This window comes from Rhodanobacter sp. UC4443_H10, from assembly GCF_052978325.1.
This window is the reverse complement of record NZ_CM129668.1, coordinates 3,247,708-3,274,459: the sequence shown is the minus strand read 5'-3', so window position 1 is coordinate 3,274,459 and position 26,752 is coordinate 3,247,708. Positions and strand designations below refer to the sequence as shown.

Sequence of the window (26,752 nt, the reverse complement as noted above, 5' to 3'; positions counted from 1 at the left end):
GCCAAGGTGCGATGCCCGCCCGCTCTTCCGATTCCCCATTCCCTATTCCCTATTCCCGGAAAAACCAATGGCTGACATCAAGACGTTCTACCTCCCCGACCTCGGCGAAGGCCTGCCCGACGCGACCGTGGTCGAATGGCACGTGAAGGTGGGCGACACCATCAAGCTCGACGCGCCGCTGTGTTCGATGGAAACCGCCAAGGCGGTCGTCGACGTGCCCTCGCCGTACACCGGCAAGGTCACCAGGCTGCACGGCGCACCGGGCGACATCATCGAGACCGGTGCCGCGCTGGCCGAGTTCGAGCCCGATCCGAACGCCAAGCAGCGCGCCGAAGCCGAAGCCACCGGCCACCACCACGGCCCGAAAAAGCCGGCCGCCGGCGCCGGCACGCCCACGCCGAACCCGAACGACGCCGACGACCAGGTGATCGCCTCGGACGAAGGCGGCGAGATCGCGCAGACCGGCAAGGAGCGCGAGGACGAAGGCACCGTGGTTGGCGCGATGGTCAGCGGCAACACCGTGCACGTCGAGCAGGCCGCCAGCATCGGCGGCGTGAAGGCCGTGCCGGCGGTGCGCGCACTGGCGAAGAAGCTCAAGGTCGACCTGACCCGCGTGCGCCCCAGCGGCGCCGACGGCGTGGTCACCATGAACGACGTCAAGGACGCCGCCGCGAATGGCTCGGCAGCACTCGGCGCCGCACCGGCCCGCGCCGTACCCGCCTCCGCCGGTCGCCACCTGGCGCCCGAGCTGCCGCAGCCGGAGCCGCAGCGCGGCCCCGTCTCGCTGGCCGGCAAGCCGGTGCGCACCGCGCCGCCGAGCGTCACCGCCAGCGGCCAGCCGGAACAGTTGAAGGGCGTGCGTCGCAACATGGCCCGCGTGATGGCCGACGCCCACGCGCAGGTCGTGCCGACCACCCTGGTCGACGACGCCGACCTGCACGCCTGGATCGGCAAGCAGGACATCACCGCGCGCCTGATCCGCGCGATCGTCGCCGCGTGCAAGACGGTGCCGGCGCTGAACGCGTGGTTCGACGGCAAGAACCTCACCCGCACGCTGCACCCGCAGGTGGACATCGGCATCGCGGTGGACACCGACGACGGCCTGTTCGTACCGGCGTTGCGCAACGCCGACATGCTCGACGCGGCCGGCATCCGCACCGCGATCAAGCGCCTGCGCACGCAGGTCGAGGACCGCACCATCCCCGCCTCCGAGTTGTCCGGCTACACCATCAGCCTGAGCAACTTCGGCATGTTCGCCGGCCGCTACGCCACGCCCGTCGTGGTGCCGCCGACCGTCGCCATCATCGGCGCCGGCAAGCTCGGCCACGACGTGGTGGCGGTGATGGGCGGCATCGAAGTGCACCGGCGCATGCCGATCAGCCTGACCTTCGACCACCGCGCCGCCACCGGCGGCGAAGCAGCCCGCTTCCTCAAGGCGCTGCTGGACGATCTGTCCCTGCCGAACTGAGCGGGCGACCCCCGGCGGAAAACAGGGCGCCCGCGGGCGCCCTGTTTCTTTCACTCTCGCGGGCCGGGCACGGCCCGCCCGTTCCCGGACAACATCCCGCGCTACCGGCGACGCGCAGTACCGCCGTACCCGATCCAGATCCGTTCGCACTTGAGGGCGAGGAAGTCGAGGCGCTGCCCTCCGACTTCGGGCGCGCAGGCCGGCGCGCGGGGAAACCGGTCGGCGGCAGCGCACGCCGTCGTCTCCCGCCGTGCCTCGGCAACCTCAAACCGCCGTCCGTCGCCTGACGTGTTCCCGGCAGTGCCGCCACTGGCAACACTGCCGGGCAATGCACTCCGGAACCGGCCCGATGACTCCTCCGCCCGACGCGACGACGCCTGCCAGCGACAGCCTTTGCGCCTCCGATCCACGGATACGCAATTCACCGGCGGCGGCCTTCGCTGGCGCGCGACCACCTGCGCACGGAAAATCCGTGCTGCAGGCCGCGGCGACGGGCTGGTTCGTGGTGGCCGGACTGGGCCAGCTGATCTTCGTCGCGTACCTGTTCGGCTTTTACGGCCGCACCGCGCTGCTCGGCCAATTCGACGCCTGGAACCGGATCTTTCCACGCGCCCACGTGGCGGGAGATCCGCTGCACAACGCCGCGGTGGCCGCGCACCTGGCTTTCGCGGCGCTGATCACCATCGGCGGCCTGCTTCAGTTGGCGACGGGCGTGCGGCGGCGGTTCCCGCGTTTCCATCGCTGGAACGGACGCATCTATCTCGCCTCGGCGTTCGTGATGGGCGTGGGCGGCTTGGCGATGGTATGGACGGGAACCAAGGTGGGCGGCCCGTGGCAGCACGTCGCGATCAGCATCAACGCGATCCTGATCCTGTTGTGCGCGGCGATGGCGTTGCGCCACGCCATGGACCGTCGCTTCGCACTGCATCGGCGCTGGGCGCTGCGCCTGTTCCTGGCGGTGAGCGGCGTGTGGTTCTTCCGCATCGGCCTCACGTTCTGGATATTGCTGAACCAGGGGCCGGCGGGTTTCGACCCGGAGACGTTCACCGGGCCAGCGCTCACCACCCTCGCGTTCGCCCAGTACCTGCTGCCGCTGGCCGTGCTCCAGCTCTACTTCCACGCGCAGGACCGAGGCGGGTCGCGCGGACGCACGGCCATGGCCGCGAGCCTGTTTGCCGCGACGCTACTGACGGCGGCCGGCATCTTCGCCGCGTCGATGATGCTGTGGCTGCCGCATCTGCGGTAGCGCCAGCTTGCTATCGCTGCGCCATGCCCGCCAGGGATTCACCACCCGAACCGGAAGACTTCGCGCGTGCCCGGCGGGTGGCGCCCGTTCAATAATCGCGCACGTCCAGCAACAGGAAACAGCGCGCGCTGTAGTCGCCGGCTTGTGGCCATGCGACGCTGGCGAGCGCCAGCGTGCCGGCGGTCCACAGCTCGTTGTCGAGCAGTGCCTCGCAGCGCGAATCGCCATCCGCGGCATGGCTGTGCACGAGGCGCACCCAGTGCAGTTCGGGGCTGAGCGCTTCGCGCTTCAATGCCGCCTCGATCGACGCCAGCGCCTCGGTGGGCATGCTGGCGGCATCCGCGCCGCGTGCACTGAACGGGCCGATGAACACGTCCCACGTGCGCACGCCGATCTCCCACGCGGCAATGCGCATGCGGCGGTCGTCGGTGACGTACCAGCACGCGGCCAGCAGCGGATGGAACGCATCGTGCTCGAACGCGCGCAGCGCGTCTCGGCAACCGGTGTCGCCGCCGCCCGCTCCGGCGAAGCTCTCCTCGATATAGCGCTCCTCGCTCAGCACCACGTCGACGTCGAGCCGGCCGGGCTCGCCCGCCGCACCCGCATGCCAGGCAGCGCGGATCGCCGGAAAATCGCCGTCGGTGACCAGCCAGCCGTCCTCGTCCGCTTCCAGCTCGACGTCGTGGCGCTCGAACAACTGCAACAGGTATTTCTGCAACGCTGCGCTGTCCATCGTCATGCCTGCGAGGGGGTGGTGTCGTTCGACGGCAGCTCGCGCCAGGTCAGGTAGACACGCAGGTCGAACTCCCGCTGATGGTAGTCCGGCAACATGTGCGTGCACAGCTGGTAGAACGCCTTGTTGTGCTCCATCTCTTTCAGGTGCGCCAGTTCGTGCACCACGATCATCTGCAGGAACTCCGGCGCGGCGGCCTTGAACAGGCTGGCCACGCGGATCTCCTTTTTCGCCTTGAGCCGCCCGCCCTGCACGCGCGAGACCGCGGTGTGCAGGCCGAGCGCGTTGCGCAGCACGTCGAGCCTGGCGTCGTACAGCACCTTGTCGATGCCGGGTGCATTCTTCATGTGCTGCTGTTTCAAGGCAGCCACGTAGGCATACAGCGCCTTGTCGCTCTGCACGTCGTGGCGCGCCGGGTAACGCTTGGCCAGGTGCTCGCCCAGGCGCTCCTGCGCGATCAGCGCGCGCACCTTGTCCTGCAGCGTGGCGGGATATGCCTGGAGATACTTGAGCGCGACCATGCGGCCATTCTCGCACTGCGCCGCCTCGATCCGGGTGGAGCGCCCACGGAAAGTCGCGCGGATGCGACGACGCACGCCGCTACATGTCGAAGCGGTAACTCAGCTTGACCAGCAGTTGCTCGTCGTCGCGCAATGCAAAGCTGTTGCCGAGGACATCGCCCGTGTGGCGCGCCAGGCCATCCATCGCGTAACCGCCGCGGCCGTAGACCACGTACAGGTAGGACAGCGGAGCCAGCTCGTAGCGGTAGCGGATCTGCAGGCCGAGGTTGCGCACGTTGAAGTCGTCGATCGGCTCGTCGCTGGCCTCGGCGCGGCCGCTGGCGCCGACGCGGTAGCCGCCGCGCAGGCGCGCGTCCAGGCCGATCGCCTGCAGCTTCACGCGCAGTTCCTGGCGCGGGTCGATGGCCCAGTCGAAACCGGCATCGAGTTGCAGCGTGTGCTGGTCGAAGCGGCCGATCAGGTTGTCGTGCTGCCAGACCAGCCAGTCCGGAATGCGCTGCCAGGACGGCCCGGCGTACACGCTGAAGGCGTCGTTGATGAAGTAGGTGGGCACGAACTCGATGTCGAAGGCGGCCTGCCGGTTGCCGCCGAGGCCGCCGGTGAAAACCTCCGCATCCAGCTTGAACGCCCAGTCGCCGTGGCGCGGACTGATGCGCTCGTAGAAGAAATCCAGCGACGGCGGCAGGAACAGCGCGCCATGCCCGCGCGTCAGCAAGTCGTCCCAGCCGGCCGTGTTGACGTTGAGCTGTGCATCCTCGGTGGTGCCGTCGCGCAACGTGCTGGTGCGGCGGATGCGCAATTGCCGCCGCAGGCGCAGGCCGTGGTCGTTGTCCAGCGCGTCGATGCGAAAATGCCAGTCGTGCGAGCTGTAGGCCGAGTCCGCCGGCAGCGAGGCGTAGCGCTTGCGCACCTCCCAGTGGGCGTAGTTGAAATTGTTGCGTTCGAGGTAGCCGAAATCGTTGACCTGCAGCCGGTCGCCGAAGTGCATGCCCAGCCATTGCTGGCGCCAGCCGTCGCCCATTTCCAGGTCGGCGATGACGGTGCCGCCGCTGTCGCGCGTGTGCGTTCCCGATTGCAGGATGTCGCTGGCCACCACGTTGGTGGCGATGGTCAGCTGCGCGGTGGGCTGCCAGTGGTGATCGACGCCGAGCACGGTCGCCTCGCGATCCAGCCATGGCCGGTCGACGCGGGTCAGCAGCATGCCCAGGCTCTGCGTGCCGAAGTCGTGGGTCACCCGCGCGGCCCCGAAGAAGCGCCCGGCCTGACCGTCCTCGTCGGCGGCCAGCACGCCGTAGCTGGTGGTGCCGACGCTGCCGTTGAGCTTCACCGCGGCGTCGATGTCCGCCGCGCCCATGCCATCGTCCGAAGGACCACCGACGCGGCGCGTGTAGACCAGCTGGCTGTTGTCGTCGAGCAGGCTGAAATCGAAGATGCCCTGGTTCTCGGTGAAGAACGGGCGCTTGTCGCTGACGTAGGTTTCGGTGGCGCCGAAGTTGACCACCAGGTCGTCGCTCTCGACCTGGCCGAAATCCGGGTTCAACGCCGCGGTCAGCTGGAACTGGCCGTTCGGTTTCCACAGGATGTCGGCGCCCTGCTGGAAATGGCTGCGGCCGCGCACGTTGTCGTACAGGCCCGACGCATACGGCGTGATCGCAAACAGCGACTGGTGGTACTGCGGCACCCCGATCCGCTCGAACTCGGACAGGAAGCGCGGGCGCATGAAGCTGGCCACCGGCCATGCGTCGCGTTCGCCGGTGGAGCCGGTGACGCGATCGAGATAGATGCCGAGCGTGCGCTGGCCGTCCTTCGCCGCATGCATCGGCGCGGTGTACCAGGGGATCAGGATCTCCACGCTCCAGCCGGCCGCATCTTCGCTCACCGCGTGCTGCCAGCTGCCGTCCCAATCCTTGTTGAACCGGCTCTCGTTGGTGATCACCGCATCGTTGATGCCGTTGGTCGAGCTGACCACGAAATCGTAGCCGGTGCGCCCGTCGCCGTTGAAGTCGACCATCACGTTGACGCGGTCCACCTGGTCGTCGAAATCGCGCTGCACGCGCTGGCGCGTGCGCGGCACCTCCGGTGGCTGGTCGCAGCGGAACGCCACCGCCAGCCCCTCCGGCGTCGCCAGCACCCAGGCCTCGGTATGCAGCGTGCCGGGCTGGCCGTTGAGCGGCTGGGTCTGGCGAAAATCGGTGATGTGTCGTGCGCCGGCCCACTCGGCCGGCTGGATGTGACCGTCAATCTCGACGGCGAGCGCCGGCGCCGAGGCCGCGGCCAGGGTCAGGAACAACAGGCATGCAAGGCGCATGTCGGGGAATCCACGGGGAGAGAATGCCGCGCGGCGCAGTGGAACCGGCGCGCTCGGCATGGGGTAGATGCACAGCTTGCCGCGAAGGTTTGAATTCCTCGACGGCCATTGGTCATGCAAAGGGCATGACGCGGGCGCGGCCCGCGCCGCGCCGGGACACGATCAGCGCTTGCGCCCCCACCACCACTGGCGCAGCACCAGCGCCGGCACGATCACCGCGGCAAATGCGCCGTAGCCCCACAACGCGGGCAGCACCTGCTGCCAGATCGACCCGCTGACCGGGCCGAATTCGCCCGGCTCCGGCAGCACGGCCGAATCGAAACCGGCAAGCGCGGCAAGCGCGGTGGCGATGCCGGCCAGCAGCAGCACCAGCACGTCGAACGTGCGCCGGCCCGCCGTTCGCGGCAGGCTGCGCGGCCAGATCCAGTAGATCACGCACAGCACCAGCAGCCAGGGGGCCAGCAACAGGATGGACAGGTAACGCACGGATATCTCCTTTCAGGGCGCGGCGGCGAGTCGGAACGGCGAGAGCACCGCGGCCATTCAATCCTGCGTCGCGAGCTGGTCCAGCGCGAGCCGCAGGCGCGTCAGCGCCTGCTCGCGCGCGGCTTCGTCCGGATAATCCGGCGTGCTCGCCACGGCCTCGCCATCGATCTCCAGCACCAGATTCGCGCCGCGCACCTGCACCACGGCCGCGGTGGCGCCCAACTGCTTCAGGCGCTTCTGGCTTGCACCCGCCGCCTTGGGGTCGGCGAACGGCACCGACAGCAGCAGCTCCTCGCCCTCGGCCGAGAACAGGCGGAAACGAAAGTGGCCGTCGTCGTCACGAAAACTGGCCAGCCGCGCGACGCGCTGCACTTTCGCCGGTCGCGCCGGGCCCGCCGCTGCGCCAGCCGTGCGCATCGCACGCAAACCCAGCACCTCGCGCAGGCCGGCCACTTTCGGCGTGGCGATCGCCCGCGCCTTGCGCGCGCCTTCCTGCAGGATCACCTCGATCGCGGCCGGGTCGGCCATCAACGTGTCGTAGCGCTCGCGCATCGGCGCCACGTCGGTTTCGATGCGCTCGTACAGCACCTGCTTGGCTTCGCCCCAGCCGAGCCCCTCCTCCAACGCGCGGCGGAATGCCGCCGTTTCGGTCTCGCTGGCAAAGGCGCGGAAGATGGTGAACAGCGCGCAGTCGTCCGGATCCTTCGGCTCGCCCGGCGCACGCGAGTCGGTGACGATGCGCATGATCGCCTCGCGCAGCGCCTTGCTGCCGCCGGCGAACAGCGGGATCGTGTTGTCGTAGCTCTTGGACATCTTGCGCCCGTCGAGCCCCGGCAGCGTGGCCACCTGCTCCTCGATCAGCGCCTCGGGCAGCACGAAGAACTCGCGGCCATGCAGATGGTTGAAACGCTGGCCGAGATCGCGCGCCATCTCGATGTGCTGGATCTGGTCGCGCCCCACCGGCACCTGGTGCGCATCGAACGCCAGGATGTCGGCCGCCATCAGCACCGGATACATGTACAGGCCGGCGGTGATGCCGGCGTCGGCGTCCTCGCCTGCCGCGGCGTTCTTGTCCACCGCCGCCTTGTATGCGTGCGCGCGGTTGAGCATGCCCTTGGACGCGATGCAGGTCAGGAACCAGGTCAGCTCGGGGATTTCCGGGATGTCCGATTGCCGATAGAACGTCACCCGCGCCGGATCGAGCCCCGCCGCCAGCCAGCTCGCCGCGATCTCCAGCCGCGACCGCTCGATCCGCGCCGCGTCATCGCTCTTGATCAGGGCGTGGTAATCGGCCATGAAGAAAAACGCATCCACGTCCGCCCGTCGGCTGGCCTCGACCGAGGGGCGGATCGCGCCCACGTAGTTGCCCAGATGCGGCGTGCCGGTGGTGGTGATGCCGGTAAGGACTCGGGTGTTCATGCTGCGCCGCGCAAGGAAAACGCCAGTCTACGACATCGGACCGCGCGGATTGAACCGCGGGGCTGGTAGCACGCCGGCAGGCAACGAGCGCGCCCACTATGCAGCTCCTGCACAGCCTCATGGGAGCGGTCAATGCGTCTCCTCATGCATGATCTTGCATCAACGGCGAAAGCTTGCCGCCAGCAACCCCTTGACGCATGAACTTGCGGCGAGTATTGAGAGCGAACACGCCGTACCACGCGCCGCGCAAGGCTACGCAAGGCCTGTGCACGAGGGATTTCCGCCGAAGCGGCACAGGGAAAAGGGGGAAGCATGGCTCGGAACACGATGCGGCTACCGCAAGGGTTTGCCACGCGAGTGGCATTTTGTCTGATGGTTTTGCTGGTGCCGCTGTGTGCCGCGCCGAGGGCGTTCGCACTGGACAGCGGAGGCGGCATTCCGACATGGGTCGAATATGCCAAGCGCATCAAGGCCACTCAGCAAATTTCAGCGTTAGAGAACGGCTTTGCGGGCGAACATGTCAGCCTTTCAAATGGCTCGACGTCGTTTTCCGTCACCGATATCGACGTGCCGGGCAATTTCGGCTTGCCTGTGCAACTTGCCCGCACGTTGGCCATTGAGCTGCAACCGCAGGACGATATCCAGCCCTACGACTCTCTGCTTCGAGGCACGGGCAATTGGGATGTCGATGTGCCGTTGATGGCCGCGACCTACCCGACGTCGACTGGCTGGAGCGCGCAACGTTGCTCCCAGGGAAGCGTTCCCGGTTTGGCGTTCGGGCCTAACATGGCTTTCTCCCGCGGCGAAGCCTGGCAAGGTATCGCCATCCACCTGCCCGGTCGAGGCGACACCACGGCACTGGGGTTGGACGCAGCCGTTCCTGTGCCGTCCAGTGGTGGCCCCTATCGCCTGACTACCACGGAACGCGATGTCTTCGACTGCATACCGATGAAAAGTGGGCTTGCCGGCGAAGGATTCCGGATGACCACGACTGCCGGGGTGCGCTACTACTTTGACGTCGGAACAACCCGCACTGCGGCGAAACTGTCCAAGTCGCTCGTCATGAGCGTGATGGACCCCGATGTGCAACCCGCCATGGTTTACCTGGCGCGCAATCGGTACTACTTGCTGGCCAGCAAGATCGAGGATCGGTTCGGCAATACCGTGCAGTTTCAATACGACGCCAACGGCCATCCGACGCGCATCTGGGCCAGCGACGGGCGGGAGATCACGGCGGCCTACAGCAATGGGCGGCTGTCGTCGGCCACAAGCCATGGCCGCATCTGGCAATACCAGTACGACGCGTCAGGCAACCTCACCGGAGTCGTACGACCCGACGCCAGCCGCTGGCAATACGCCTATACCGGCTCGCTCATGCCGCCATCGCCGCCACCGTACGAGAGTCTGGTGGCGCCTTGGTGCCAAGGTCTCCCGGCGATGGTAGACGGTGCTTTCACTGTTTCAGCGACCCATCCCGGTGGAGCGACGGCCACCTTTACCTTCGAGAACCATCGGCATTACCGCAGTGGCGTTCACGCATCAGAGTGCGAGCAAATTTCGGCACCGCTCGGACCGTTCGAACAGCCCACATACAAACTGCTCGTACCTTATTTCTTCGACGTCATGAGCCTTACCCAGAAAACGCTGGCCGGGCCGGGCATGCCAAGCGGCACGTGGCACTACGACTACGACTACGGCGGCACCCTGCAACATCTGTGGGGCAAGCACACCGAGCCGGCCAGTTACCCATGCACCACGTGCAAACAGGACAAGACCACTACGGTCACCGATCCGGACGGCACCCAGCAACGCTACCGCTTCGGCATGGTGTACTGGCTCAATGACGGACGCCTGCTGCAAACGGATACGTTGCGTGCCGATGGCAGCGTGATCCGTTCCGAGGTCAACCAATACCTGTCCGAAGCGGCGGCAGCCACTCAATCGTTCTACCCCCAGTATGGCCACGTGCTGGGCGCCGTGGCTGATCCACTGACGGCTCGTATCCGACCCAGGATCAGCACGGTCATCACCCAGGACGGAACGACGTTCACCACCACGACCAATACCTTCGATGCGTACGCACGCGATACCAACCAAACCGAATCCAGCACTCTTGGATACAGCAGGGTCAACCAAACGACGTACTACGACAATACCGGCAAGTGGGTTTTGAACCAGGTGGCCCAGCACACGATCAACGGCACGACCGTCTCATCGATGACCTTCGATCCCACCACTGCGCTCCCGCTGACCTATTCCGCTTTCGGCGAGTTGAAGCAGACGGTGACATGGAACAGCGACGGCACGCTGGCCACGGTCAAGGACGGCAACAACCATGTGACGATGGCATCGAGCTGGAAAAGAGGCATCCCCCAGGTGATCGGGCACCCTGACGGAAGCAGCGAATCGGCGGCAGTCAACGATGCGGGGTGGATCACTTGGGTCAAGGACGGAAATGGATCCACTACAAACTACACCTACGACGCCATGGGTCGGCTTGCCGGCGTCGCCTATCCGACCGGTGACGAGGTGGCATGGAATTCCACGCTATTGTCCTTTGCGCCAGTAAGCGGGAGTGAGTACGGGATTCCGGGCGGCCATTGGAAACGGATCGTCCATACGGGCAACGGCTACGCGGTGACCTACTTCGACGGGATGTGGCGCCCGCTGGTCACCGAGCAATATGACAGTGCCAACAAAGCCGGCACGCTCAGCCAGACCGTGCAACGTTACGACGCCACGGGACGGAAGGTTTTCACTTCATATCCCATCAGCAATCTGGCGAGCTATGCGTCTGCAACCATTCCGGGTGTAGTTGCCAGCTACGACGCACTGGGTCGGGCAACGAAGGCTCAACAGGACTCGGAACTTGGCATCCTGACCACCACGACGGCGTACTTGTCCGGGTTCAAGACCCAAGTTACCGATCCCAAGGGCAACGCCACCACGACGAGCTACATGGCTTTCGGCCAGCCCACCACCGACTGGCCGGTACGTATCGACGCCCCCACCGGCATTACCCAGACGATCGGCCGCGACGCCTTCGGCAAGCCGCTCAACCTCGCGCAATCGGGCAGCTTTGGCGGCTACACCGCGTCGCTGACCAAGAACTTCGTCTACGACAACGGTCATCGGCTGTGTCGCTCGTGGGAGCCGGAAAGCGGCAGCACAGTCATGGCCTACGACGCGGCGGACAATCTGATCTGGAGCGCCAGCGGGCTGACCATCACTGGCACTGGCTGCGGCCAGGAGCAAGTGGCCGTAGCCGGCAAGAGCAGTTACAGCCACGATGCCTTGAACCGCCTCAAGACGGTCACCACGCCCGCGGGCACCGACAGCCACAGCTTCACCTATGACGCCAACGGCAATCGCTTGACCGATGGCACCACGCAGATGGGCGCCAGCACCACCTACAACCGGCGCAATCTGCCGACGGCGCGCTTCGTGGACGTGGACGGCCACCACTGGAGCATCGGCGAACGATACGACGCCAATGGCCATCTGGCGTGGAGGACCTATCCCGATGGCCGCATCGTCGACTATTCGCCCGACGCACTCGGCCGGCCGCGCCAAGTGGGTGCATACGCCAGCAACATCGGATATTTTCCAGACAACAGCGTGGAGAGCTACACGCTTGGCGACGGGATCGTCCGCCTGCTTGAACGCAACGCGCGCCAGCTTCCATCCAGCCTCACCTACGCCAGGGCTGGCACGCTGCTTTACAGCCAGGACTTCAGCTACGACGCCAATGGCAATCTGGGCACCATCACCGACCTGATCGATGGGCGCGACTCCGCCACATATGGTTACGACGCCTCCAATCGGCTCACGTCAGCCAGCGCACCGCAGGCGTGGGGCAACGAAAGCTACGCCTACGACGTGCTCAATAATCTGCGCAGTAGGGTGACCAACGGTAGCAGCCTGAGCTTCAACGTGGACAGCACCAACCGGCTGGCCAACTCCACGGTTGGCGCAAGCCTCTTCGCCTCCTATCAGAACGATGCCCGCGGCAACCGCATCGGCATGACTTACGGCAGCGCCACCACCACCTACGCCTTCGATGCGCTGAATCAACTCGTCGCGATCCCTGGCGTGGCCAGCTACGCCTACGACGCCAATGGACGGCGTGTGCGGCGCACGCTGCCGGGCGGCTCGCCCAAATACAGCTTCTACAGCGCCAGCGGCAAGCTGGTGTATACCTACGATGCCGGGACCAGCCAAGGTACCGACTATCTCTATCTAGGAGAGAAGCTGATCGCCCGCCACGGCACGGGCGTCATCTACACTTTGACCGATCGCTTGGGCAGCACCGCCCGCGAAGCCGATGCCGTCGGCAACATTACCCAACGCTACAGCTACCGGCCTTGGGGGAGCGCATTCACCGGGCCATCGCTCAACGAACCGGGGTTTACCGGGCATGTGAATGACCCAGAAACCGGGCTCACCTACATGCAGGCGCGGCATTACGATCCGGGGACGGGGAGGTTTCTTAGTGCGGACCCGGTGGGGCCAAATGCGGGCAATACCTACAACTTCAACCGATATGGGTACGCGAATAATAATCCCGTTGTAAATATTGATCAAGACGGTCGTCAGGTCTATACCGGTTTTGGTTCGACGCTTCAGATATACAAAGATTGCCACCAAGCAGGTAATTGTGCGACGGCAGAACAAGTTGCAGAAATGACTCACAGAGATGCAAAAGATTTTGTAAAATTTCAGGGTTCCATCATTCTTACTGCGGCAGGCTTCGCGTCAACTAAGCCTGTAGCGATTGCATTACGAGCTGTCAAGCTTAACCCCAGCGAAATAGGTAAGCAGATCGTCTGTGGCGGGCTGTCTCTATTCGCTCCTTGCGGGCATCCTAGCATGACTGGTCAAAGATATGAGCCGGATGCCACATACGTGGAAAAACGGCAAAAACTAGATGAGATCAGACAGCTACTCCTTGATTTGCAGAAAGGCAACCAAAAACCCAAGCAGGTGGGACCGCCTTTGCCGCCACCGCCTAGAACAGGGACGCTCATACGTATCCGTCCGCCACCGCCCGAGCCGCCACCGCCACCGCCACCGCCACCGCCTAAAATCTAGAGCCCGCCCTGGCTCGCATCCTATATAAAGTAACGGTGGCCATGGTCGGCGGCATTAGTCGGAGACAAGCGCGTGAAATCAACTAGTCAGTTATATCTTGCGGAAAAAAAGCTTCGTGAAATTATGCGTTGCCTTGATAAGGATGACTTTGATCAGGTTAAAAAATTATTGGATAGATCTAAATCCGATCCTTCTTCATTTCCAAGTGCTACTGGAATGCGATATATCTATGCGAGGCTCGAAGAAGAAGGTGCCTTTGGTGGAAACAACAACCCAGTTGCTTTAAGTGCTTTTTCCGAGCTATCTTCAGAAGAAGGCGAGTTTCAAAGTGAAGGCCTAATTGGTCGGGCAAGAATGCTGTACAGACTTAGCGAAAGGGAAAATGCAAACGAGGTTCTTGATTTATGCGAGAGAGCAGTCTCTGTCGACGGGAATGCCAAGGCCATGATGATAATGGGCCATGTGCTTCAGAATACTAAAAATGACTTTTCCGCCGCAAATCGGTGGTATCTGCGGGCCTTCTTTAGCGGCATGCCTTGGGGTTTGAGGTTCTACGCATCGTCGCAAGCCAAGCAACGAAGGTTTTTTCTCTCCTCGCTGGCCCACCTGATCGCGGCAATCACTAGTCCGATCCTGTTAGTTTTCTTCGGTGAGCGAGGCCCATACAAATAGCTAGGCGGTTTCCAGACCCCAGTCCAGCACAGAAAGATGGGCAGAGTCTGAGGTTTCCCTACGAATCTGCTCAGTCAACATGTTGCACGCGTATTGAAGGAATGGTGCACGCATGAAGCGGTCTTGCGATCCGCTTCAGCGGATCAGCGTGGATTTGCCGAACAGCGACTCGATCAGATCCACTGCCAGTTTGGCGGTGGCGTTGCGGCGGTCGAAGGCGGGGTTGAGTTCGACCAGGTCGAGCGAGGCCAGCCGGCCGCTGTCGGAGATCATTTCCATGCACAGCTGCGCCTCGCGATAACCGGGGCCGCCGCGCACGGTGGTGCCGACGCCGGGCGCGATGCTGGGGTCGAGGAAGTCGACGTCGAAGCTCACGTGCAGGTGGGTGTTGTCGTCCATGCCTTCCAGTGCCTGCTCCATCACCCGCTTCATGCCGTCCTCGTCGATCCGGCGCATGTCGAAGATGCCCACGTTGGCTTCGCGCACGAGCTGCTTCTCGCCGTAGTCGACCGAGCGGATGCCGATCTGGCGGATCACGTCGGGGGTGATCGCCGGGGTGTGGCTGCCGATCCCGGTCAATACTTGCGGGCCGCGGCCGCACAGGCAGGCCACCGGCATGCCATGGATGTTGCCCGACGGCGTCGCCTCGGCGGTGTTGAAATCCGAATGCGCGTCGAGCCACAGCACGCGCAGCTGCTTGCCGGTTTCGCGGCAGTGGTCGGCCACCGCGCTGATCGAGCCGATGGCGAGGCAATGGTCGCCGCCGAGCATGATCGGCAGGCGGCCGGACTGAAGCTCCTGGCGAACAGCCGTATAGACGGCCGTATTCCATGCGGCCACTTCGTCGAGATGGCGATAGCCGTCGACCGGCGGCAGCCACGGATTGAGCGGCCCCTGCAGGTTGCCGCGGTCGATTACCTGCAGGCCGCGCTGTTCGAGTTTGGCGGCCAGGTTGGCGACGCGCATGGCTTCCGGCCCCATCGAGGCGCCACGGTGGCCGGCGCCGATGTCGGTGGGAACGCCGATCAGTGAAACGGTTTGTGTGTTCATGAAGTTCTTGCCTGCGGTGGAGTCCGGCGCGCACGCTGACGCGGTGCACCGGCACGGTGGATCACGCGGCGTCCATGGCGCTGTACCGGGACATCGCGCAAACATGGTGCGCGGTCGTGGACGCAAGAATGCATGCGCGGCGATGACCGCCGCGCATGGTGCAAGTCTAACGGATCAGGTCGTGGGGGCCGCGTCACGCGCGATGCGTGACCCACCACGCCATGACGGGCGGGTGGCCTGCGACGACAGCGGAACCCGACGCCCGTGGGCTGCCATGGCCCGCGCGCCGTGTGGTGGCATGACGGAAGGACAATGCCAGCCTCCGCCGGACCGACGAAGGGGCAAGCGGGCGTGTCGAGGTGGGCCACGCGACGCCGTCTTGCGCCTTGACGCGGTGGACGTCAAGGACGGATCTGCTGCGGACAACAGCTTGCCTTCGCCGGAACGACGAGCCCGAAACCGGGTCGGGACGCCGTCAAGTCAGAGGTGCGTCGTCGCGCATGCGTTCGAGTTCATCCTCGCGGCGCGATCGCGCGCCGGCCCGCCACGTCACCAGATCGCCCGCCGCACGCGCTGTCGCGCCCGCGGTGGCTGGTTTGGCCGGTTTCCCCCACAGCATCCCTGCAAACAGCTGCAAGCCGCGCCAAAGGGCGGGCTGCACATACGGTGTTTGCATGTCGATCACTCCCGGCTACCCCTGCGTAGCCGTTGAAGCGATCGTAACAAATTTCGCGACGCACGCACGCCGCGCCGCAACGTACCGCCAAGCTTTGGGCTCAGGACACGGCGGTCATCGGGGAGCGGCGTACCTCGGCGTACTGCACCAGCGGGATGCTGAAATCGTTGCAGATCATCTCCACGCGGGCGGCGGTACCGGAGCTGGCGTGCTCCTCGCGGGCCAGGCCGCGGCCCAGGCGGATGGCATGGGCAAAGCGCAGGCGGTCGAACAGGACGTCCGGGCCGCTGCAGATGCGCCACAGGCCGTGGCGGCTTTCCTTGATGGTCAGGACCACGCTCATGGGCGCCCCCTCGGCCGAAGAATAGAGACCGATGCGCGCAGGGGCGCACCGGAGCTTGCCAAGGATGTGTCGAGGCCTGGCGCCGGGTCTGTCAGCGCAGGCCTACAGTTGCTGTGGGGAGTCGGCGCGCCGCGGGCGGATGGCGCGGCGGCGGCCATGCAGGCGGATGGTGCCGGCACCAGGAATCGAACCCGGGACCTGCTGATTACAAATCAGCTGCTCTACCAACTGAGCTATGCCGGCGCAGGCGGGGATTCTAGCAGCGGGGCGCTGCGCTCGCTCAGAAGCAGCGGATGTCGTGCGTGCCGAGGTCGCTGGCGCCGAGGTACTGGCGCCAGTCGAAGGGTTGGGCGGCGCCGATGGCGAGGTCGAGCCAGTACTCCGGGACGCTTTCGCTGCGCTCGCTCATGCGCGCGGGAAAGCCGGCGGCGGCCACCTGGTCCAGGCGCTTGCGCGCATTGGCCGGGTCGCGGAACAGGCCGAGCGACACCGTGTTGGCCTGGTCACCGGAGCCGACCACGAAATAGTCGTTGATGTTTTTCGCGGCAAGCTGGCGGGCCGTCTGCAGCGCCTGCGCACGGCTGGCGGCGGCGGGCAGGTAGACCCACCACGCGCTGGGCTGGGTGGTCTGTTGCTGGCGCGAGCGCATGCGCGCGACGTGCCCGTCCAGCGCCTGGCGCGCGCTGCGCAGGTCCTGCGGCGTGTCAAACGGCCCCAGCGCCATGCAACGAAAGCCTTGCGAGGCATCGACGGCCGCGGCCGGCGTTTCGGGCACCGCGATCGTGCCTTCCGCCGCGGGCAGTTCCGACAACAGTTGCAGTGGCGCCACGCCCGGGTCGGTGGCGTCGCCGACGTGCCGATAGGGCTGGCCCAGCAGCAGCCACGCTCCGACCGCGATATTCAGCGCGCTCAACAGGACAAACAGCAGACGCAGGAACATCGAACCCCCATCAAGACCGCCAACCACTCATTCTAGTGGCTGGCCGGCGTCGGCATGTGCGCATCCGCCCACAATGCCAGGCCACGCAACACGCTGTCCTGGCCGACTTGCACGGGCAGCGACAGCAACGGCGCCAGTCGCGGCGCATCGCCGCCGTCGAGGATCAGCGCCGGTTCGCCGCCCAGGCGCGGACGCATCTGCGCATGGAAGCGCTCGATCAGTGCGGCGGCGGCCTGCCAGCAGCCGGAGGTCACCGCATCGGCGGTGTTGTCGGCCAGCTGCAGGATGTCGCCGGGTCGCTGCGGGCGCACCAGCGCAGTCGCGTCGAGCAGCGAGCGCTGCATCAGCTGCACGCCCGGCGCGATCAGCCCGCCCAGGTGCCGGCCATCGGCGGCCAGCGCATCGAGCACCAGCGCGGTGCCAGCGCTGGCGAGCACGCACGGCTCGCGATGGGCGGCATGCGCGGCAACCATGGCGAGGAAGCGATCCACGCCCAGCCGCTGTGGCTCGGCATAGGCATTGCGTACGCCACAGGCGCTGGCCGGGGTGCGCAGCCATTCGGGCGCGCTGTCGAATGCCTGCCGCAGGGCGGCGGCAACGCGCTGCTCGCGCGCTTCGTCGACCACCGACGCGCCGACCACCTGGGTCGATCGCGGAAAACCCGCCCACGCCGCATCCGGCAGCGTGGCCAGATCCTCGCGCCACTCCAGCACGCCTTGCGCCAGCCATGCCGGCGACGACCCCTGCAGCGCCCATTTCAGGCGCGAATTGCCCAGATCCAGCAGCAGTCTCATGCGCGGCGCACCGTGACGTCGGCGCTGTCGATGCGCCGCTCGCTTCCGTCAGGCAGTTGCACCCGCAAGGCGCCGCGCGCGTCGATGCCTGCGCCGAGTGCGTCGAACGTGCCGAGCGCTCCGCTGAGTTGCAGCGGCCGGCCGCGCAGCAGGTCGTGGCGCGCATAGTCGGCGGCGAAGGCGTGGAAGCCTTCGCGCTCGAACTCGGCCAGGCCTTGCGCCAACGCAGCGATCAGCGCCGCGGCCACGCGGTTGCGATCCGGCGGCGCGCCCGCGCACAGGCTGGCCAGGTCGGTGGCCGGCTGGCCGGCCTGGCCTTGCAGGGCCGGGGTCAGGCGCAGGTTGAGTCCGATGCCGATGATCGCCGAACACGGCCCCTGGAATTCGCCGCTGAGCTCGACCAGGATGCCCGCCAGCTTGCCGCTGCCGTCGCTGGCCAAGACATCGTTCGGCCATTTCAGCCCCGCACCGGCAACGCCCAGTTCATCCAGCGCGCGCAGCACGATCACGCCGATCGCCAGCGACAGGCCGCCCAGCGCCGCGAAGCCCGCACCGAATCGTTTCAGGCAGGAGAGATAGATGTTCAACCCCGGCGGCGACAGCCAGTCGCGACCGCGCCGGCCGCGCCCGGCACTCTGCGATTCGGCCAGCACCACGCAAAGGTCGGCTGCATCGGCAAGCCGCCGCTGCAGTTCGCTGGAGGTCGAGTCGAGCTCGTCGTGCACTTCCAGCGTACCCAGCGTGCGTGCGACATCGGCCGGCAAGGCGGCGCGGATGCGCTGCGCGTCGAGCATCTGCAGTGGCCACGGCAGGCAATAGCCGGCCCGGCCGCGGGTCTGCACCGGCACGCCCCGCGCACGCAGCGCCTCGACCTGCTTCCAGATCGCCGCCCGGGTCACCCCGCTGCGCTCGGCCAGCGCCGCGCCGGAAAGCGGTGCGCCGGGAGCCAGCAAGGCCAGCAATTGCAGCGGCTGCATCAGCGAACCCGGCGCGCGGCGGCGCGCGCCGTGGGGGCAGCGCGAGGCAGGGGAACGGTGGAGAAAAGAACCATCGAATCATTCTAGCCTGCCGCACGCTGCACTGCGGCACGCGCGCCCGCCGCTTGCACTGGCAGCAGCGCCCGGTTTCTGCGACGATCGGATTCTTCGCTTGCGGCCTGGGGAGTTTCACTGCCATGCGCGCCACCCACCGGATCATCGCTTGCATCCTGTGCCTCGCCTTCGCCGGCGCGACAGCAGCGGCCAGCCTCGATAGCCAAGGCGTGGACAGCGGCAGCCCAACCGCAAGCAACGCGTCATCGCACGATAGCGAAGACGGCATCGCCGGCGACGTGCTGGGCATGAACCGCGAGAACAGCAGCCCCGGCAGCAGCAGCACCAGCGGCGCCGTGCGCAGCAGCAACGACCGTTCCGGCGCGGCTTCGCCGGCACCGGCCCCTGCGCCCCGGCCACATCTGGGTTGGCAATCGCTGCTGCCTGGGTCGATCCAGTAAGCGTTCGGCGGCATGCCGCGCCGTTGGTGGACATCCCTGCGGGCACACTTTGAACCTGCACCGATCGCCGACCCCCTGTGGCGGCGAGCCTTGGCGGCCTGTCCGCTGGCGCGTCGGCTGGACCCCGCGCGACAACTGCAACTGCGCCAGCTCGCCGGCATCTTCCTGGCGCGCAAGCGTTTTCACGCGCTGGCCGGCGCGGTACTGGACGACTACTGGCGATTGCTGATTGCCATGCAGGCCTGCCTGCCGGCGCTGCAGCAGGGTGCGACCAGCCTGCGCGGCTGGCGCGACGTGCTGATCTACCCGGGCGAGTTCAAGGTGCGCCGCAGCCACCATGACGACCACACCGGCGTGGTCACCGAGAGCGACGAGGTGCTGATCGGCGAGGCGTGGGAGCATGGCCCGCTGGTGCTGTCCCTGGCCGACGTGCAACTGGACCTGGAGCAGCCGTGGGACGGCTACAACGTGGTCGTGCACGAGATGGCCCACAAGCTGGACATGCTCGATGGCCCGCCCGACGGCGTGCCGCCATTGCGCGAGATTCCGCGGCGGCGCTGGATCGGCGAGTTCCAGCGCGCCTACGACCGCCTGCTGGCCGCCGGCCCCGGCCACGCGCCGATCGACCACTACGCGACCGAAAGCGCCGGCGAGTATTTCGCCGTGGTCAGCGAGCTGCACTACTCGCAGCCAGCCGTATTGCGCGAAACCGAGCCGGCGGTGGCCGAACTGCTGCACGCGTTCTACGGCCCCTCGCCCGCCGACGGCGAGGAGCCGTGCGGCGGCTGTCGCCGCTGAGCAGGATCAGCTCGCCGCCAGCCGCACGCTGAAGCGTGCGCCGCCGAGTTCCGGCGAGCGGTCGACCACCAGTTCGCCCTGGTAGGCGTGCACGATGTCCTGCACGATCGACAGGCCGATGCCGTGGCCCTGCACGCGCTCGTCGCCGCGCACGCCGCGCTGCAGGACTTTCTCGATCTTGTCCTCGGCGATGCCGGGGCCGTCATCTTCCACGCTGATGTAGAGGCCCGGCCGCTTGCGCCCGTGCTCCGGTTGCGCCTTGACCTCCAGCAACACGCGGTGGGAGGCCCACTTGAAGGCATTCTCCAGCAGGTTGCCGAGCAGTTCGAGCAGGTCGCCCTGCTCGCCGTAGAACGCCGCGCCCTCGCCGATGTCGAACTCGCACAACACGTTCTTGGCCGCGTAGACCTTCTCCAGACCCTGCACCAGATCCTCGGCCGCGCCCGCGATCGGCACCGCGCTGGCGAAAGTCTGCCGGCCAGAGGTGGCCGCGCGGGCCAGTTGATAGGCGACCAGTTCGTCCATCCGGCGCACCTGATCGAGCACCGCCGTGCTGCGCCCGGCCAGCACCTCGCCGGTGGTGGATTCCAGTTGCGAGCGGATTACCGCCAGCGGCGTCTTCAGGCTGTGCGCGAGATCCGCCAGCGTGTGCCGGTAGCGCGTGCGCTGCTCGCGCTCGTTGGTGATGAAGGCGTTGATGCGCTCGGTCAGGCCGGTCAGTTCCAGCGGGTACTGGCTGTCCAACTGCTCGCTGTCGCCGCGCTCGACCCGGCTCATGTCGCTGGCCACCTTGCGCAGCGGGGTGAGGCTCCAGCGCAGCAGCAATAGCTGGAGCACCATCAGCATCACGCCCAGGATCGACAGCCAGATCACCAGCGCGCGCCGGTAGGCCATGTTGCCGCCCTCGAGCTGATCCTCGGTCTGCGCCACCATCACGGTGAAGCGCACCGACTTGCCCGCCTCGGTGTCCCAGGCCACGCCGTAGCTGTAGTAGTAGAGGCGACCCATGCGCGTGTCGATCGGGCCGACGAAGCGGCTGGCGCCCGGCTCCAGCGGCACCAGGAAACTGAAGTCACGGCCGATCGCGGAGGGTGACTCCCAGCGGAAGTCCTTGTCGCCCACCGCCACCGCGTAGAGGCCGGAACCCGGGCGCGAGAAATTCGGATCCGGCGAGGTGTCCGGCGACAGGATGCGGCCGTAGCGGTTGACGTCGAAGTTGGTGATGTAGGCGATTGCGAAGTTCTGCAGGCGGTCGTGCAGCGCGCTCAGCGCACGCTCCTTGTTCGCCTGCGACAGGGTCAGGCCGACCAAGCCGAGGAAGCCGGCCAGCACGAATCCGGTGGCGATCGCCGCGCGCGCCGCCAGCGACAGCGGGCGGCGCGCGGGCGATGGCTCATTCGTCGTCGCCGTCGGTGCGCGGGATGGCAAAGCGGTATCCGCGTCCACGTACCGTCTCGATGGGTTTCAGGGTGCCTTCCGGATCGAGCTTGCGGCGCAAGCGGCCGATGAAAACTTCCAGCACGTTGGAGTCGCGGTCGAAATCCTGCTGGTAGATATGCTCGGTGAGGTCGGCCTTGGAGACCAGTTCGCCCGCGTGCAGCATCAGGTATTCGAGCACCTTGTACTCGTAGCTGGTGAGGTCGACCAGCTTGCCCTCCACCGTCACCGTCTGCGCGGTGGTGTCGAGCTTGATCACCCCGCAGGCCAGGATCGGCTTGGACCAGCCGCTGGCCCGGCGCACCAGCGCGTTGATGCGCGCCAGCAACTCCTCGACGTGGAACGGCTTGACCAGGTAGTCGTCGGCGCCGTACTTCAGTCCCTCGACCTTGTCCTGCCAGCTGCCGCGCGCGGTGAGGATCAGGATCGGGTAGCGCTGGCCCGCCTCGCGCAACGCCTTGACCAGGTCCATGCCCGACATCTTGGGCAGGCCAAGGTCGATGATGGCCAGGTCGAATGGCACCTCGCGGCCGAGATAGATGCCCTCTTCGCCGTCCTGCGCCGCATCGACGGCAAAGCCGTCGCGTTTCAGCCGGGCCGCCAGCGTCTCGCGCAACGGCGCCTCGTCTTCCACCAACAGGATGCGCATATCAATGTTTCTCCTTGCTGCCCGCATTCCGCCCGGGCGGGTTCTTGGTCGACTGGGCCGACCCCGGATTCTTGCTCGCTTCGGAGGAAATCGCCATCACCTTCACATGGCCGTTCGGGGTGAGCACCTTGATGCGGTACTCCATCCGGCGGCCGACCCCGCGCGACTCCGCCGACAATACCTTGCCGCCGGTTTCCTGCTGCACCTGGAGCACCGCCTGATCCAGCGTCACCGCCGGCTTGCCCGTCTGCGCCGCCGCCACGCCCCCGAACGGGATCAGGGCGGCCAGCAGCATGCTCTTGTACCTGATCATGCGTGAATATCCTGTCCGGCGTTGAGCGAACGCCCAGCCTAAGAGGTCAGGCCTGAATACTGGCCGGACGGGGCGCGCCTGTCACGCTGCCGCCGCGCACGGCGCCATGGCCTGCTGGAGCAATGCCCAGCCTGCCCCGGGCAGATGCGCGCCCTCGCTGAGCGCGCGGCGGAATGCGCGCGCGCCAGGCTCGCCCTGGTAAAGGCCCAGCAGGTGGCGGCTGATGTGCTTGAACGCGGTGCCGCGCGCCAGCTCGGCCTCGATGTAGGGCCGCAGGCGCTGCAGCACGCTTTCCCGGGTAGGCAGCGGCTCGCCGTGCAGCGCGTGCTCGATCTGTGCCAGCAGGTACGGATCGTGGTATGCCGCACGGCCCAGCATCACCCCATCCAGCCGGGCCAGGTGGGTACGCACCTGCTCGACCGTGGTGATGCCCCCGTTGACCACCACCACGAGCTCGGGAAACTCGCGCTTGAGCCGGTACACGCGCTCGTAGTCCAGCGGCGGGATCTCGCGGTTCTCCTTCGGCGACAGGCCCTTGAGCCAGGCCTTGCGCGCGTGCACCACCAGCACGCGCACGCCCGCCTCCAGCATGGTCTCGGTGAAGTGCTGCAGGCCTGCGTAGTCATCCTGGTCGTCCACGCCGATGCGGCACTTCACCGTCACCGGCACCTCGACCGCATCGCGCATCGCCTTCACGCACTCGCCGACCAGGACCGGTTCGCGCATCAGGCAGGCGCCGAAGCGGCCCGACTGCACCCGGTCGGAGGGGCAACCGACGTTGAGGTTGATCTCGTCGTAGCCGGCCTCCGCGCCGAAGCGCGCCGCCTGTGCCAGTTCCTGCGGCTCGCTGCCGCCCAGCTGCAACGCCAGCGGATGTTCCTGCTGGCTGTGTTCGAGCAGGCGCAACTGCTTGCCGCGCACCAGCGCGGCGCTGGTCACCATCTCGGTGTACAGCCGCGCACGCGGCGACAGCAGCCGGTGGAAGTAGCGGCAGTGGCGGTCGGTCCAGTCCATCATGGGCGCGACGCTGAAGTGCCACGGCGAGGCGGCGGCGGAATCGTTCATGCGCGTAGTGTACGTGCTGCCGCCGCCCGCACCGGCGGCAGCCGGGCTGCATGGCGGCGGCTATGCCTTTCCGCGCGTCATCGACACCGCCAGGCGCAATCGCCCCTGGAAGCCTTTCTGCGACGATAGCGGAATGAGGTAACCCCCGTCGCCCTGCGGCTCGACCAGGGTGCCCAGGCTCTCGCTGGACTGCTCGTCGACGAGCAGGTAGCGCAGGTTCCAGCCTTCGTCGGTCTGCGTGGCACGCACCACCAGCGTGTCGCGGAACAGGTATTCGCCTTCGACGTGCTTGTCCAGCCACAGTTTGTTGTCGATGGTGTAGCCGGTGGTCGACACGGTCAGCTCCACGCTGAACACGACGGTCTTGCCGGAGGTGATCTTGCTGGTGTCGAGGAAGGCCGAGAACAGCACCGGCGAGCGCGGTGCGTCCAGCCCGGCGTTGGCCGGGCGCAGCAGTTCGTCGAAGCTGCGCAGCACCGCGCTGAAGGTGTCGCGGCGGCGCTCGGTCAGGCGGTAGCTGTTGGTGCCGCGCGGCGCCACGGTGGCCTCGAAATAGTACGAGGCGCGCACCTGCTTGCCGTCGTCCTTGGCTTTCTGCACCGAGGCCGGCAGCGGCAGCGCGTCGACCTCCAGCGTGCCGTCCACGCGCATGTCGCCGAACAGGAAGCGCACCAGGTTCTGGTAGCCCTCCTCGGAATTGACCACGCCGTACACGCCGCTGTGGCTGCGGTAGGCGAACGCGCGCGGCGCGCCGCTCACGGTGGCGTTCTCGATCTTCACCAGGCCGTCGCTCATCTCGCCGGCCAGCTTGCGCGACACGCCGAGCGCGGCTTCGTAGTCGCGGTGATTGGTGCCGACAAAGCAGAAAAACTGCTGCGGATCGAACTTGCCGTCCAGCGTGTCCACGCGCTCCGGCGTGCCCTTCAGGCCGAGGTAGCCGGCCATGGTCTTGCGGTTGAAGTTGTTCATGTCCCACAGGCCGAGCACCGCCGGCACGTTGAAGCCGGCCATCTCGATGCCGTTGTGCGGCGTGGCGTAGGTGAACACCTTGTCGACCATGGCACGGTCGGCGCCGGTGCTGATCTTGTCGTTCTGCAGGAAGCTGCGGCATACCAGTCCACCCATCGAATGGGCGACCAGGTACACGCGGAATGCCTTCTTCCGCGCCGCGTCGGCGCCGCAAACCTGGTCGCGCAACTTGCGGATCAGGTCGCGCAGGCCGGTGGCGGCCTCGACGATCGACAGCACCTTGCCGTCGCCAAGGTCGGTATCGGCCGTTTCGTAGTAACGGTAGATCACCACGCTGCGCGCCGGCAGCTCGCCGTCGATCTCGCTGCCATCGGTGTAGGTGTCGCGGTAGCCGTAGTCCTTCATCAGCCGCACCAGCGGCGATTCGAAAACGTGGCGCCGCACGGTGCCGTCCCAGGCCTGGCGCACCTTGGTGGAGCCGAGATTGAAGCCCATGTACGGCGTGGCGACGGTGTCGGCGATCTCGTTCGCCGTCATCGCGTAGCCGCGGACGTAGATGATCGGGAAGTAGGGGGCGGTCAGCGGATCCATGGGGCCGTTTCCTCTTTGATGTTCTCGGGCGGAAAAGACATCGGCACGACGATGCTCAGGCCGGGCCGGCGGGTTTCACCGGCTTGCGGGTCCGCCTGGCACCGCCCGCCACCGTGGACTTGGCCGCGCCGGCCGTGGGCGCGGCGAACAACGTGTGCGTAGTCGTGCCGGGCGTGGCCTTGGTCGAGGCACGCAGCATCTCGCACAGGCTGTCGAAGCGGCAGCAGCATTCGTCGTAGCCGCCGTTGTCGCCGCTGACGCCGAGCACCGCGTGGTGATGCCATCCGCGCGGCGGCAGCGCGGCGGGCGCCGTACCCGTCATCGGCCAGTCGAGCTGGCCGTTGCCGGCCACCCGCGCGGGGATCAGCCAGTAGTCGCCGGTAGCGTAGACGCCGCCGGGTTCGAAGGTGATCTCGATGCCGTTCTCCAGCGCGATCGCCTCGCCTTCGGCCACCGCCAGCACGCCCTGGGCGTCCACCGCCTCGCGCTGATCCCAGCGACGCAGCAGCGGATGCTGGCGCGGATCGTCGGACAGCGGCCACGGCGTGATGTTCTTCGGCACGTTCAGGGTGACGCTGGCGTTTGCCGGGTCGATCGCGATCACCTGCAGCAGCGGGTACGCGCGCTGGCCCAGCGTGCAGCGGTCGTCGACCAGTTCGACCCAGTCGTTTGCCGCCAGCCCGAGCCGCATGTCGCGGCCGGTCCCGGCCAGCGTCACCGTGAGCGACGCGCTGCCGTCGTCCGCCGCCGCGCCAAGTTCGCTGCGGGTGACCGCGAACACCACCGAACCGTTCTCGCGCGACCACTTGAAGCTGGCCGCGCCGGCCGGTCCGCCCTGGTGGATCTCGACCCGGTACAGCTGGTTTTCCATGCCGCGGTAGCGCGCGTCGGCGGCGATCACGCACGGATCGTCGTCGGTTTCGTGCGGACCCAGTCCGGCGCGCAGCCGCGGCAGCGCATAGGTCGCTCGTGCGTCGAGCAGCTGGCGCACGGTCTCGCACGGTGAAGCGTTGGCCTGGCCGCCGCCGTCGAGGCTCTTGCGCAACGCGGCCAGCTCGGCGAGCTGCTGCTTGATCACGGCGGCGTCGGCATTGCCGGCGGCGGCCTGGCGCGTCTTCAACGCCGTGGCGACCTCGTCGAGCTGCTGCTGCGCCCGCGGCTGGTCGAGCAGGCGCAACTGCCACACGACCTGCGCGCGCGTGGCTGTGTCGACACCGTCCAGCGCCACGTCGGCGATACCCGGCGCCTCCACTGCGCACAGGTGCCGCTCCCACACGTCCAGCCACAGCGCATAGCCCTTCGGCGGATTCTCGAAGCCGCTCTTGCCGTCGGCCACGCCGTAGTCGGGCGTCGGCGCGTGCGGCTGCTGCGCCAGCGTGCACGCGGCCTCGTTCACGCACAGGATGCCGTCGACGTAGAAGTGACCCGGCGCCAGTTGCCAGTCGGTCAGCGGCAGCGGCTTGCTGCTGCCGTCGGCATTGGTGGTGCTGGCGGTGATGGCGAAGCCGCTGCCGGCGGCCCAGCACGGGCCGACCAGGTCACGCACCAGGGTGCGCAGCAGCTGCAACTGGATCTGCCCCTGTTCGTTCCAGTCCGCCTCCAGCAGCACGCGGCCCTGCTGCTGGAACACCTGGCTGTAATGCAGGGCCGGGTCGAAGCTGACGCGTGCGAAGTCGCCTTTCATGGTCGAT

Annotated in this window: 23 protein-coding genes and 1 tRNA gene; 6 read left to right on the top strand and 18 right to left on the bottom strand. The window is 66.8% G+C overall.

Going from position 1 to position 26,752, the window contains the following annotated elements; translation table 11 throughout:
• The first annotated feature begins 67 nt into the window (after positions 1 to 67).
• Together ACVCMB_RS14815 and ACVCMB_RS14810 are read left to right on the top strand one after the other, a co-directional pair.
• Entirely contained in the window at positions 68 to 1,468 is a 1,401-nt protein-coding gene (locus tag ACVCMB_RS14815) for a dihydrolipoamide acetyltransferase family protein (protein ID WP_447105520.1), read from the top strand.
• 472 nt (positions 1,469 to 1,940) lie between these two features.
• Positions 1,941 to 2,714 carry a DUF2306 domain-containing protein gene (locus tag ACVCMB_RS14810; RefSeq protein ID WP_447097342.1) on the top strand — a complete coding sequence of 258 codons (774 nt, stop codon included), beginning with the start codon at positions 1,941 to 1,943 and terminating at the stop codon, positions 2,712 to 2,714.
• Positions 2,715 to 2,802: 88 nt separating this feature from the next.
• Here the strand turns inward: ACVCMB_RS14810 and ACVCMB_RS14805 are convergent, their stop codons facing one another.
• From ACVCMB_RS14805 to ACVCMB_RS14785, 5 genes are all read right to left on the bottom strand, one after another.
• A complete protein-coding gene (locus ACVCMB_RS14805) occupies positions 2,803 to 3,447 on the bottom strand; it encodes a DUF6348 family protein (RefSeq protein WP_447101510.1) in 645 nt (214 codons plus the stop codon).
• A gap of 2 nt (positions 3,448 to 3,449) precedes the next feature.
• Positions 3,450 to 3,968, bottom strand: coding sequence for a YgjP-like metallopeptidase domain-containing protein (locus ACVCMB_RS14800; protein ID WP_447105519.1), 519 nt, complete (start codon positions 3,966 to 3,968; stop codon positions 3,450 to 3,452).
• 79 nt (positions 3,969 to 4,047) lie between these two features.
• Positions 4,048 to 6,276: a DUF5916 domain-containing protein gene (locus tag ACVCMB_RS14795; protein ID WP_447105518.1), complete on the bottom strand. Its 2,229-nt coding sequence runs from the start codon at positions 6,274 to 6,276 to the stop codon at positions 4,048 to 4,050.
• A 162-nt stretch (positions 6,277 to 6,438) separates the two neighbouring features.
• The gene (locus ACVCMB_RS14790; RefSeq protein ID WP_447097345.1) at positions 6,439 to 6,762 is read right to left on the bottom strand and encodes a hypothetical protein; all 324 of its coding nucleotides are present in this window, start codon (positions 6,760 to 6,762) and stop codon (positions 6,439 to 6,441) included.
• A 57-nt stretch (positions 6,763 to 6,819) separates the two neighbouring features.
• Positions 6,820 to 8,181 (bottom strand): tryptophan--tRNA ligase, encoded by a 1,362-nt coding sequence (locus tag ACVCMB_RS14785; RefSeq protein ID WP_447105517.1) that lies wholly within the window; start codon positions 8,179 to 8,181, stop codon positions 6,820 to 6,822.
• Between the two features lie 372 nt (positions 8,182 to 8,553).
• On the opposite strand from ACVCMB_RS14785, the gene ACVCMB_RS14780 reads away from it, so the two are divergent.
• Together ACVCMB_RS14780 and ACVCMB_RS14775 are read left to right on the top strand one after the other, a co-directional pair.
• A complete protein-coding gene (locus ACVCMB_RS14780; protein ID WP_447105516.1) occupies positions 8,554 to 13,272 on the top strand; it encodes an RHS repeat-associated core domain-containing protein in 4,719 nt (1,572 codons plus the stop codon).
• A gap of 72 nt (positions 13,273 to 13,344) precedes the next feature.
• Positions 13,345 to 13,944 (top strand): hypothetical protein, encoded by a 600-nt coding sequence (locus ACVCMB_RS14775; protein WP_447105515.1) that lies wholly within the window; start codon positions 13,345 to 13,347, stop codon positions 13,942 to 13,944.
• Positions 13,945 to 14,079: 135 nt separating this feature from the next.
• Here ACVCMB_RS14775 and rocF read toward each other — a convergent pair whose 3' ends face one another.
• The 7 genes from rocF to ACVCMB_RS14740 form a co-directional block, all read right to left on the bottom strand.
• A complete protein-coding gene (gene rocF, locus ACVCMB_RS14770; RefSeq protein WP_395116225.1) occupies positions 14,080 to 14,994 on the bottom strand; it encodes an arginase in 915 nt (304 codons plus the stop codon).
• A 475-nt stretch (positions 14,995 to 15,469) separates the two neighbouring features.
• On the bottom strand, positions 15,470 to 15,670 hold the full coding sequence (locus ACVCMB_RS14765; protein ID WP_447097348.1) for a hypothetical protein: 201 nt from the start codon (positions 15,668 to 15,670) through the stop codon (positions 15,470 to 15,472).
• Positions 15,671 to 15,770: 100 nt separating this feature from the next.
• Complete coding sequence (locus tag ACVCMB_RS14760) at positions 15,771 to 16,013, bottom strand: hypothetical protein (protein WP_395116221.1); 243 nt, start codon at positions 16,011 to 16,013, stop codon at positions 15,771 to 15,773.
• Between the two features lie 167 nt (positions 16,014 to 16,180).
• Positions 16,181 to 16,256: transfer RNA gene (locus tag ACVCMB_RS14755), tRNA-Thr, on the bottom strand.
• 37 nt (positions 16,257 to 16,293) lie between these two features.
• The gene (locus tag ACVCMB_RS14750; RefSeq protein ID WP_447105514.1) at positions 16,294 to 16,953 is read right to left on the bottom strand and encodes an SPOR domain-containing protein; all 660 of its coding nucleotides are present in this window, start codon (positions 16,951 to 16,953) and stop codon (positions 16,294 to 16,296) included.
• Positions 16,954 to 16,985: 32 nt separating this feature from the next.
• Positions 16,986 to 17,747, bottom strand: coding sequence for a type III pantothenate kinase (locus ACVCMB_RS14745; RefSeq protein ID WP_447105513.1), 762 nt, complete (start codon positions 17,745 to 17,747; stop codon positions 16,986 to 16,988).
• Positions 17,744 to 18,724 carry a biotin--[acetyl-CoA-carboxylase] ligase gene (locus ACVCMB_RS14740; protein WP_395116216.1) on the bottom strand — a complete coding sequence of 327 codons (981 nt, stop codon included), beginning with the start codon at positions 18,722 to 18,724 and terminating at the stop codon, positions 17,744 to 17,746. The genes ACVCMB_RS14745 and ACVCMB_RS14740 overlap by 4 nt, the downstream gene beginning before the upstream one ends.
• Positions 18,725 to 18,921: 197 nt before the next feature.
• On the opposite strand from ACVCMB_RS14740, the gene ACVCMB_RS14735 reads away from it, so the two are divergent.
• Both ACVCMB_RS14735 and ACVCMB_RS14730 read left to right on the top strand, forming a co-directional pair.
• Positions 18,922 to 19,239 carry a hypothetical protein gene (locus ACVCMB_RS14735; RefSeq protein WP_395116214.1) on the top strand — a complete coding sequence of 106 codons (318 nt, stop codon included), beginning with the start codon at positions 18,922 to 18,924 and terminating at the stop codon, positions 19,237 to 19,239.
• Positions 19,240 to 19,251: 12 nt separating this feature from the next.
• Positions 19,252 to 20,037: a M90 family metallopeptidase gene (locus tag ACVCMB_RS14730; RefSeq protein WP_395116212.1), complete on the top strand. Its 786-nt coding sequence runs from the start codon at positions 19,252 to 19,254 to the stop codon at positions 20,035 to 20,037.
• Positions 20,038 to 20,043: 6 nt separating this feature from the next.
• Here ACVCMB_RS14730 and ACVCMB_RS14725 read toward each other — a convergent pair whose 3' ends face one another.
• From ACVCMB_RS14725 to ACVCMB_RS14700, 6 genes are all read right to left on the bottom strand, one after another.
• A complete protein-coding gene (locus ACVCMB_RS14725; protein WP_395121329.1) occupies positions 20,044 to 21,465 on the bottom strand; it encodes an ATP-binding protein in 1,422 nt (473 codons plus the stop codon).
• Positions 21,431 to 22,123 (bottom strand): response regulator transcription factor, encoded by a 693-nt coding sequence (locus ACVCMB_RS14720; protein ID WP_136259750.1) that lies wholly within the window; start codon positions 22,121 to 22,123, stop codon positions 21,431 to 21,433. Before ACVCMB_RS14720 ends, ACVCMB_RS14725 begins: the two co-directional genes overlap by 35 nt.
• A gap of 1 nt (position 22,124) precedes the next feature.
• Positions 22,125 to 22,436, bottom strand: a complete 312-nt coding sequence (locus ACVCMB_RS14715) for a PepSY domain-containing protein (protein ID WP_298851460.1) — start codon at positions 22,434 to 22,436, stop codon at positions 22,125 to 22,127.
• A gap of 81 nt (positions 22,437 to 22,517) precedes the next feature.
• On the bottom strand, positions 22,518 to 23,501 hold the full coding sequence (gene dusA / locus ACVCMB_RS14710) for a tRNA dihydrouridine(20/20a) synthase DusA (protein ID WP_447105512.1): 984 nt from the start codon (positions 23,499 to 23,501) through the stop codon (positions 22,518 to 22,520).
• A 60-nt stretch (positions 23,502 to 23,561) separates the two neighbouring features.
• Positions 23,562 to 25,061: an esterase/lipase family protein gene (locus ACVCMB_RS14705; RefSeq protein WP_447105511.1), complete on the bottom strand. Its 1,500-nt coding sequence runs from the start codon at positions 25,059 to 25,061 to the stop codon at positions 23,562 to 23,564.
• 55 nt (positions 25,062 to 25,116) lie between these two features.
• On the bottom strand, positions 25,117 to 26,745 hold the full coding sequence (locus ACVCMB_RS14700) for a DUF6519 domain-containing protein (protein WP_447105510.1): 1,629 nt from the start codon (positions 26,743 to 26,745) through the stop codon (positions 25,117 to 25,119).
• Positions 26,746 to 26,752 lie beyond the last annotated feature (7 nt).

Bases quoted from the DNA above. Each gene is read 5' to 3' on its own strand.
- rocF (WP_395116225.1), bottom strand. From the start codon at position 14,994: ATGAACACACAAACCGTTTCACTGATCGGCGTTCCCACCGACATCGGC.
- ACVCMB_RS14805 (WP_447101510.1), bottom strand. From the start codon at position 3,447: ATGGACAGCGCAGCGTTGCAGAAATACCTGTTGCAGTTGTTCGAGCGC.
- ACVCMB_RS14760 (WP_395116221.1), bottom strand. From the start codon at position 16,013: ATGAGCGTGGTCCTGACCATCAAGGAAAGCCGCCACGGCCTGTGGCGC.
- ACVCMB_RS14730 (WP_395116212.1), top strand. From the start codon at position 19,252: ATGCCGCGCCGTTGGTGGACATCCCTGCGGGCACACTTTGAACCTGCA.
- ACVCMB_RS14735 (WP_395116214.1), top strand. From the start codon at position 18,922: ATGCGCGCCACCCACCGGATCATCGCTTGCATCCTGTGCCTCGCCTTC.
- ACVCMB_RS14765 (WP_447097348.1), bottom strand. From the start codon at position 15,670: ATGCAAACACCGTATGTGCAGCCCGCCCTTTGGCGCGGCTTGCAGCTG.
- ACVCMB_RS14780 (WP_447105516.1), top strand. From the start codon at position 8,554: ATGGTTTTGCTGGTGCCGCTGTGTGCCGCGCCGAGGGCGTTCGCACTG.
- ACVCMB_RS14705 (WP_447105511.1), bottom strand. From the start codon at position 25,061: ATGGATCCGCTGACCGCCCCCTACTTCCCGATCATCTACGTCCGCGGC.
- ACVCMB_RS14745 (WP_447105513.1), bottom strand. From the start codon at position 17,747: ATGAGACTGCTGCTGGATCTGGGCAATTCGCGCCTGAAATGGGCGCTG.
- ACVCMB_RS14715 (WP_298851460.1), bottom strand. From the start codon at position 22,436: ATGATCAGGTACAAGAGCATGCTGCTGGCCGCCCTGATCCCGTTCGGG.
- ACVCMB_RS14815 (WP_447105520.1), top strand. From the start codon at position 68: ATGGCTGACATCAAGACGTTCTACCTCCCCGACCTCGGCGAAGGCCTG.
- ACVCMB_RS14720 (WP_136259750.1), bottom strand. From the start codon at position 22,123: ATGCGCATCCTGTTGGTGGAAGACGAGGCGCCGTTGCGCGAGACGCTG.
- ACVCMB_RS14740 (WP_395116216.1), bottom strand. From the start codon at position 18,724: ATGCAGCCGCTGCAATTGCTGGCCTTGCTGGCTCCCGGCGCACCGCTT.
- ACVCMB_RS14795 (WP_447105518.1), bottom strand. From the start codon at position 6,276: ATGCGCCTTGCATGCCTGTTGTTCCTGACCCTGGCCGCGGCCTCGGCG.
- ACVCMB_RS14800 (WP_447105519.1), bottom strand. From the start codon at position 3,968: ATGGTCGCGCTCAAGTATCTCCAGGCATATCCCGCCACGCTGCAGGAC.
- ACVCMB_RS14785 (WP_447105517.1), bottom strand. From the start codon at position 8,181: ATGAACACCCGAGTCCTTACCGGCATCACCACCACCGGCACGCCGCAT.
- ACVCMB_RS14750 (WP_447105514.1), bottom strand. From the start codon at position 16,953: ATGTTCCTGCGTCTGCTGTTTGTCCTGTTGAGCGCGCTGAATATCGCG.
- dusA (WP_447105512.1), bottom strand. From the start codon at position 23,501: ATGAACGATTCCGCCGCCGCCTCGCCGTGGCACTTCAGCGTCGCGCCC.
- ACVCMB_RS14700 (WP_447105510.1), bottom strand. From the start codon at position 26,745: ATGAAAGGCGACTTCGCACGCGTCAGCTTCGACCCGGCCCTGCATTAC.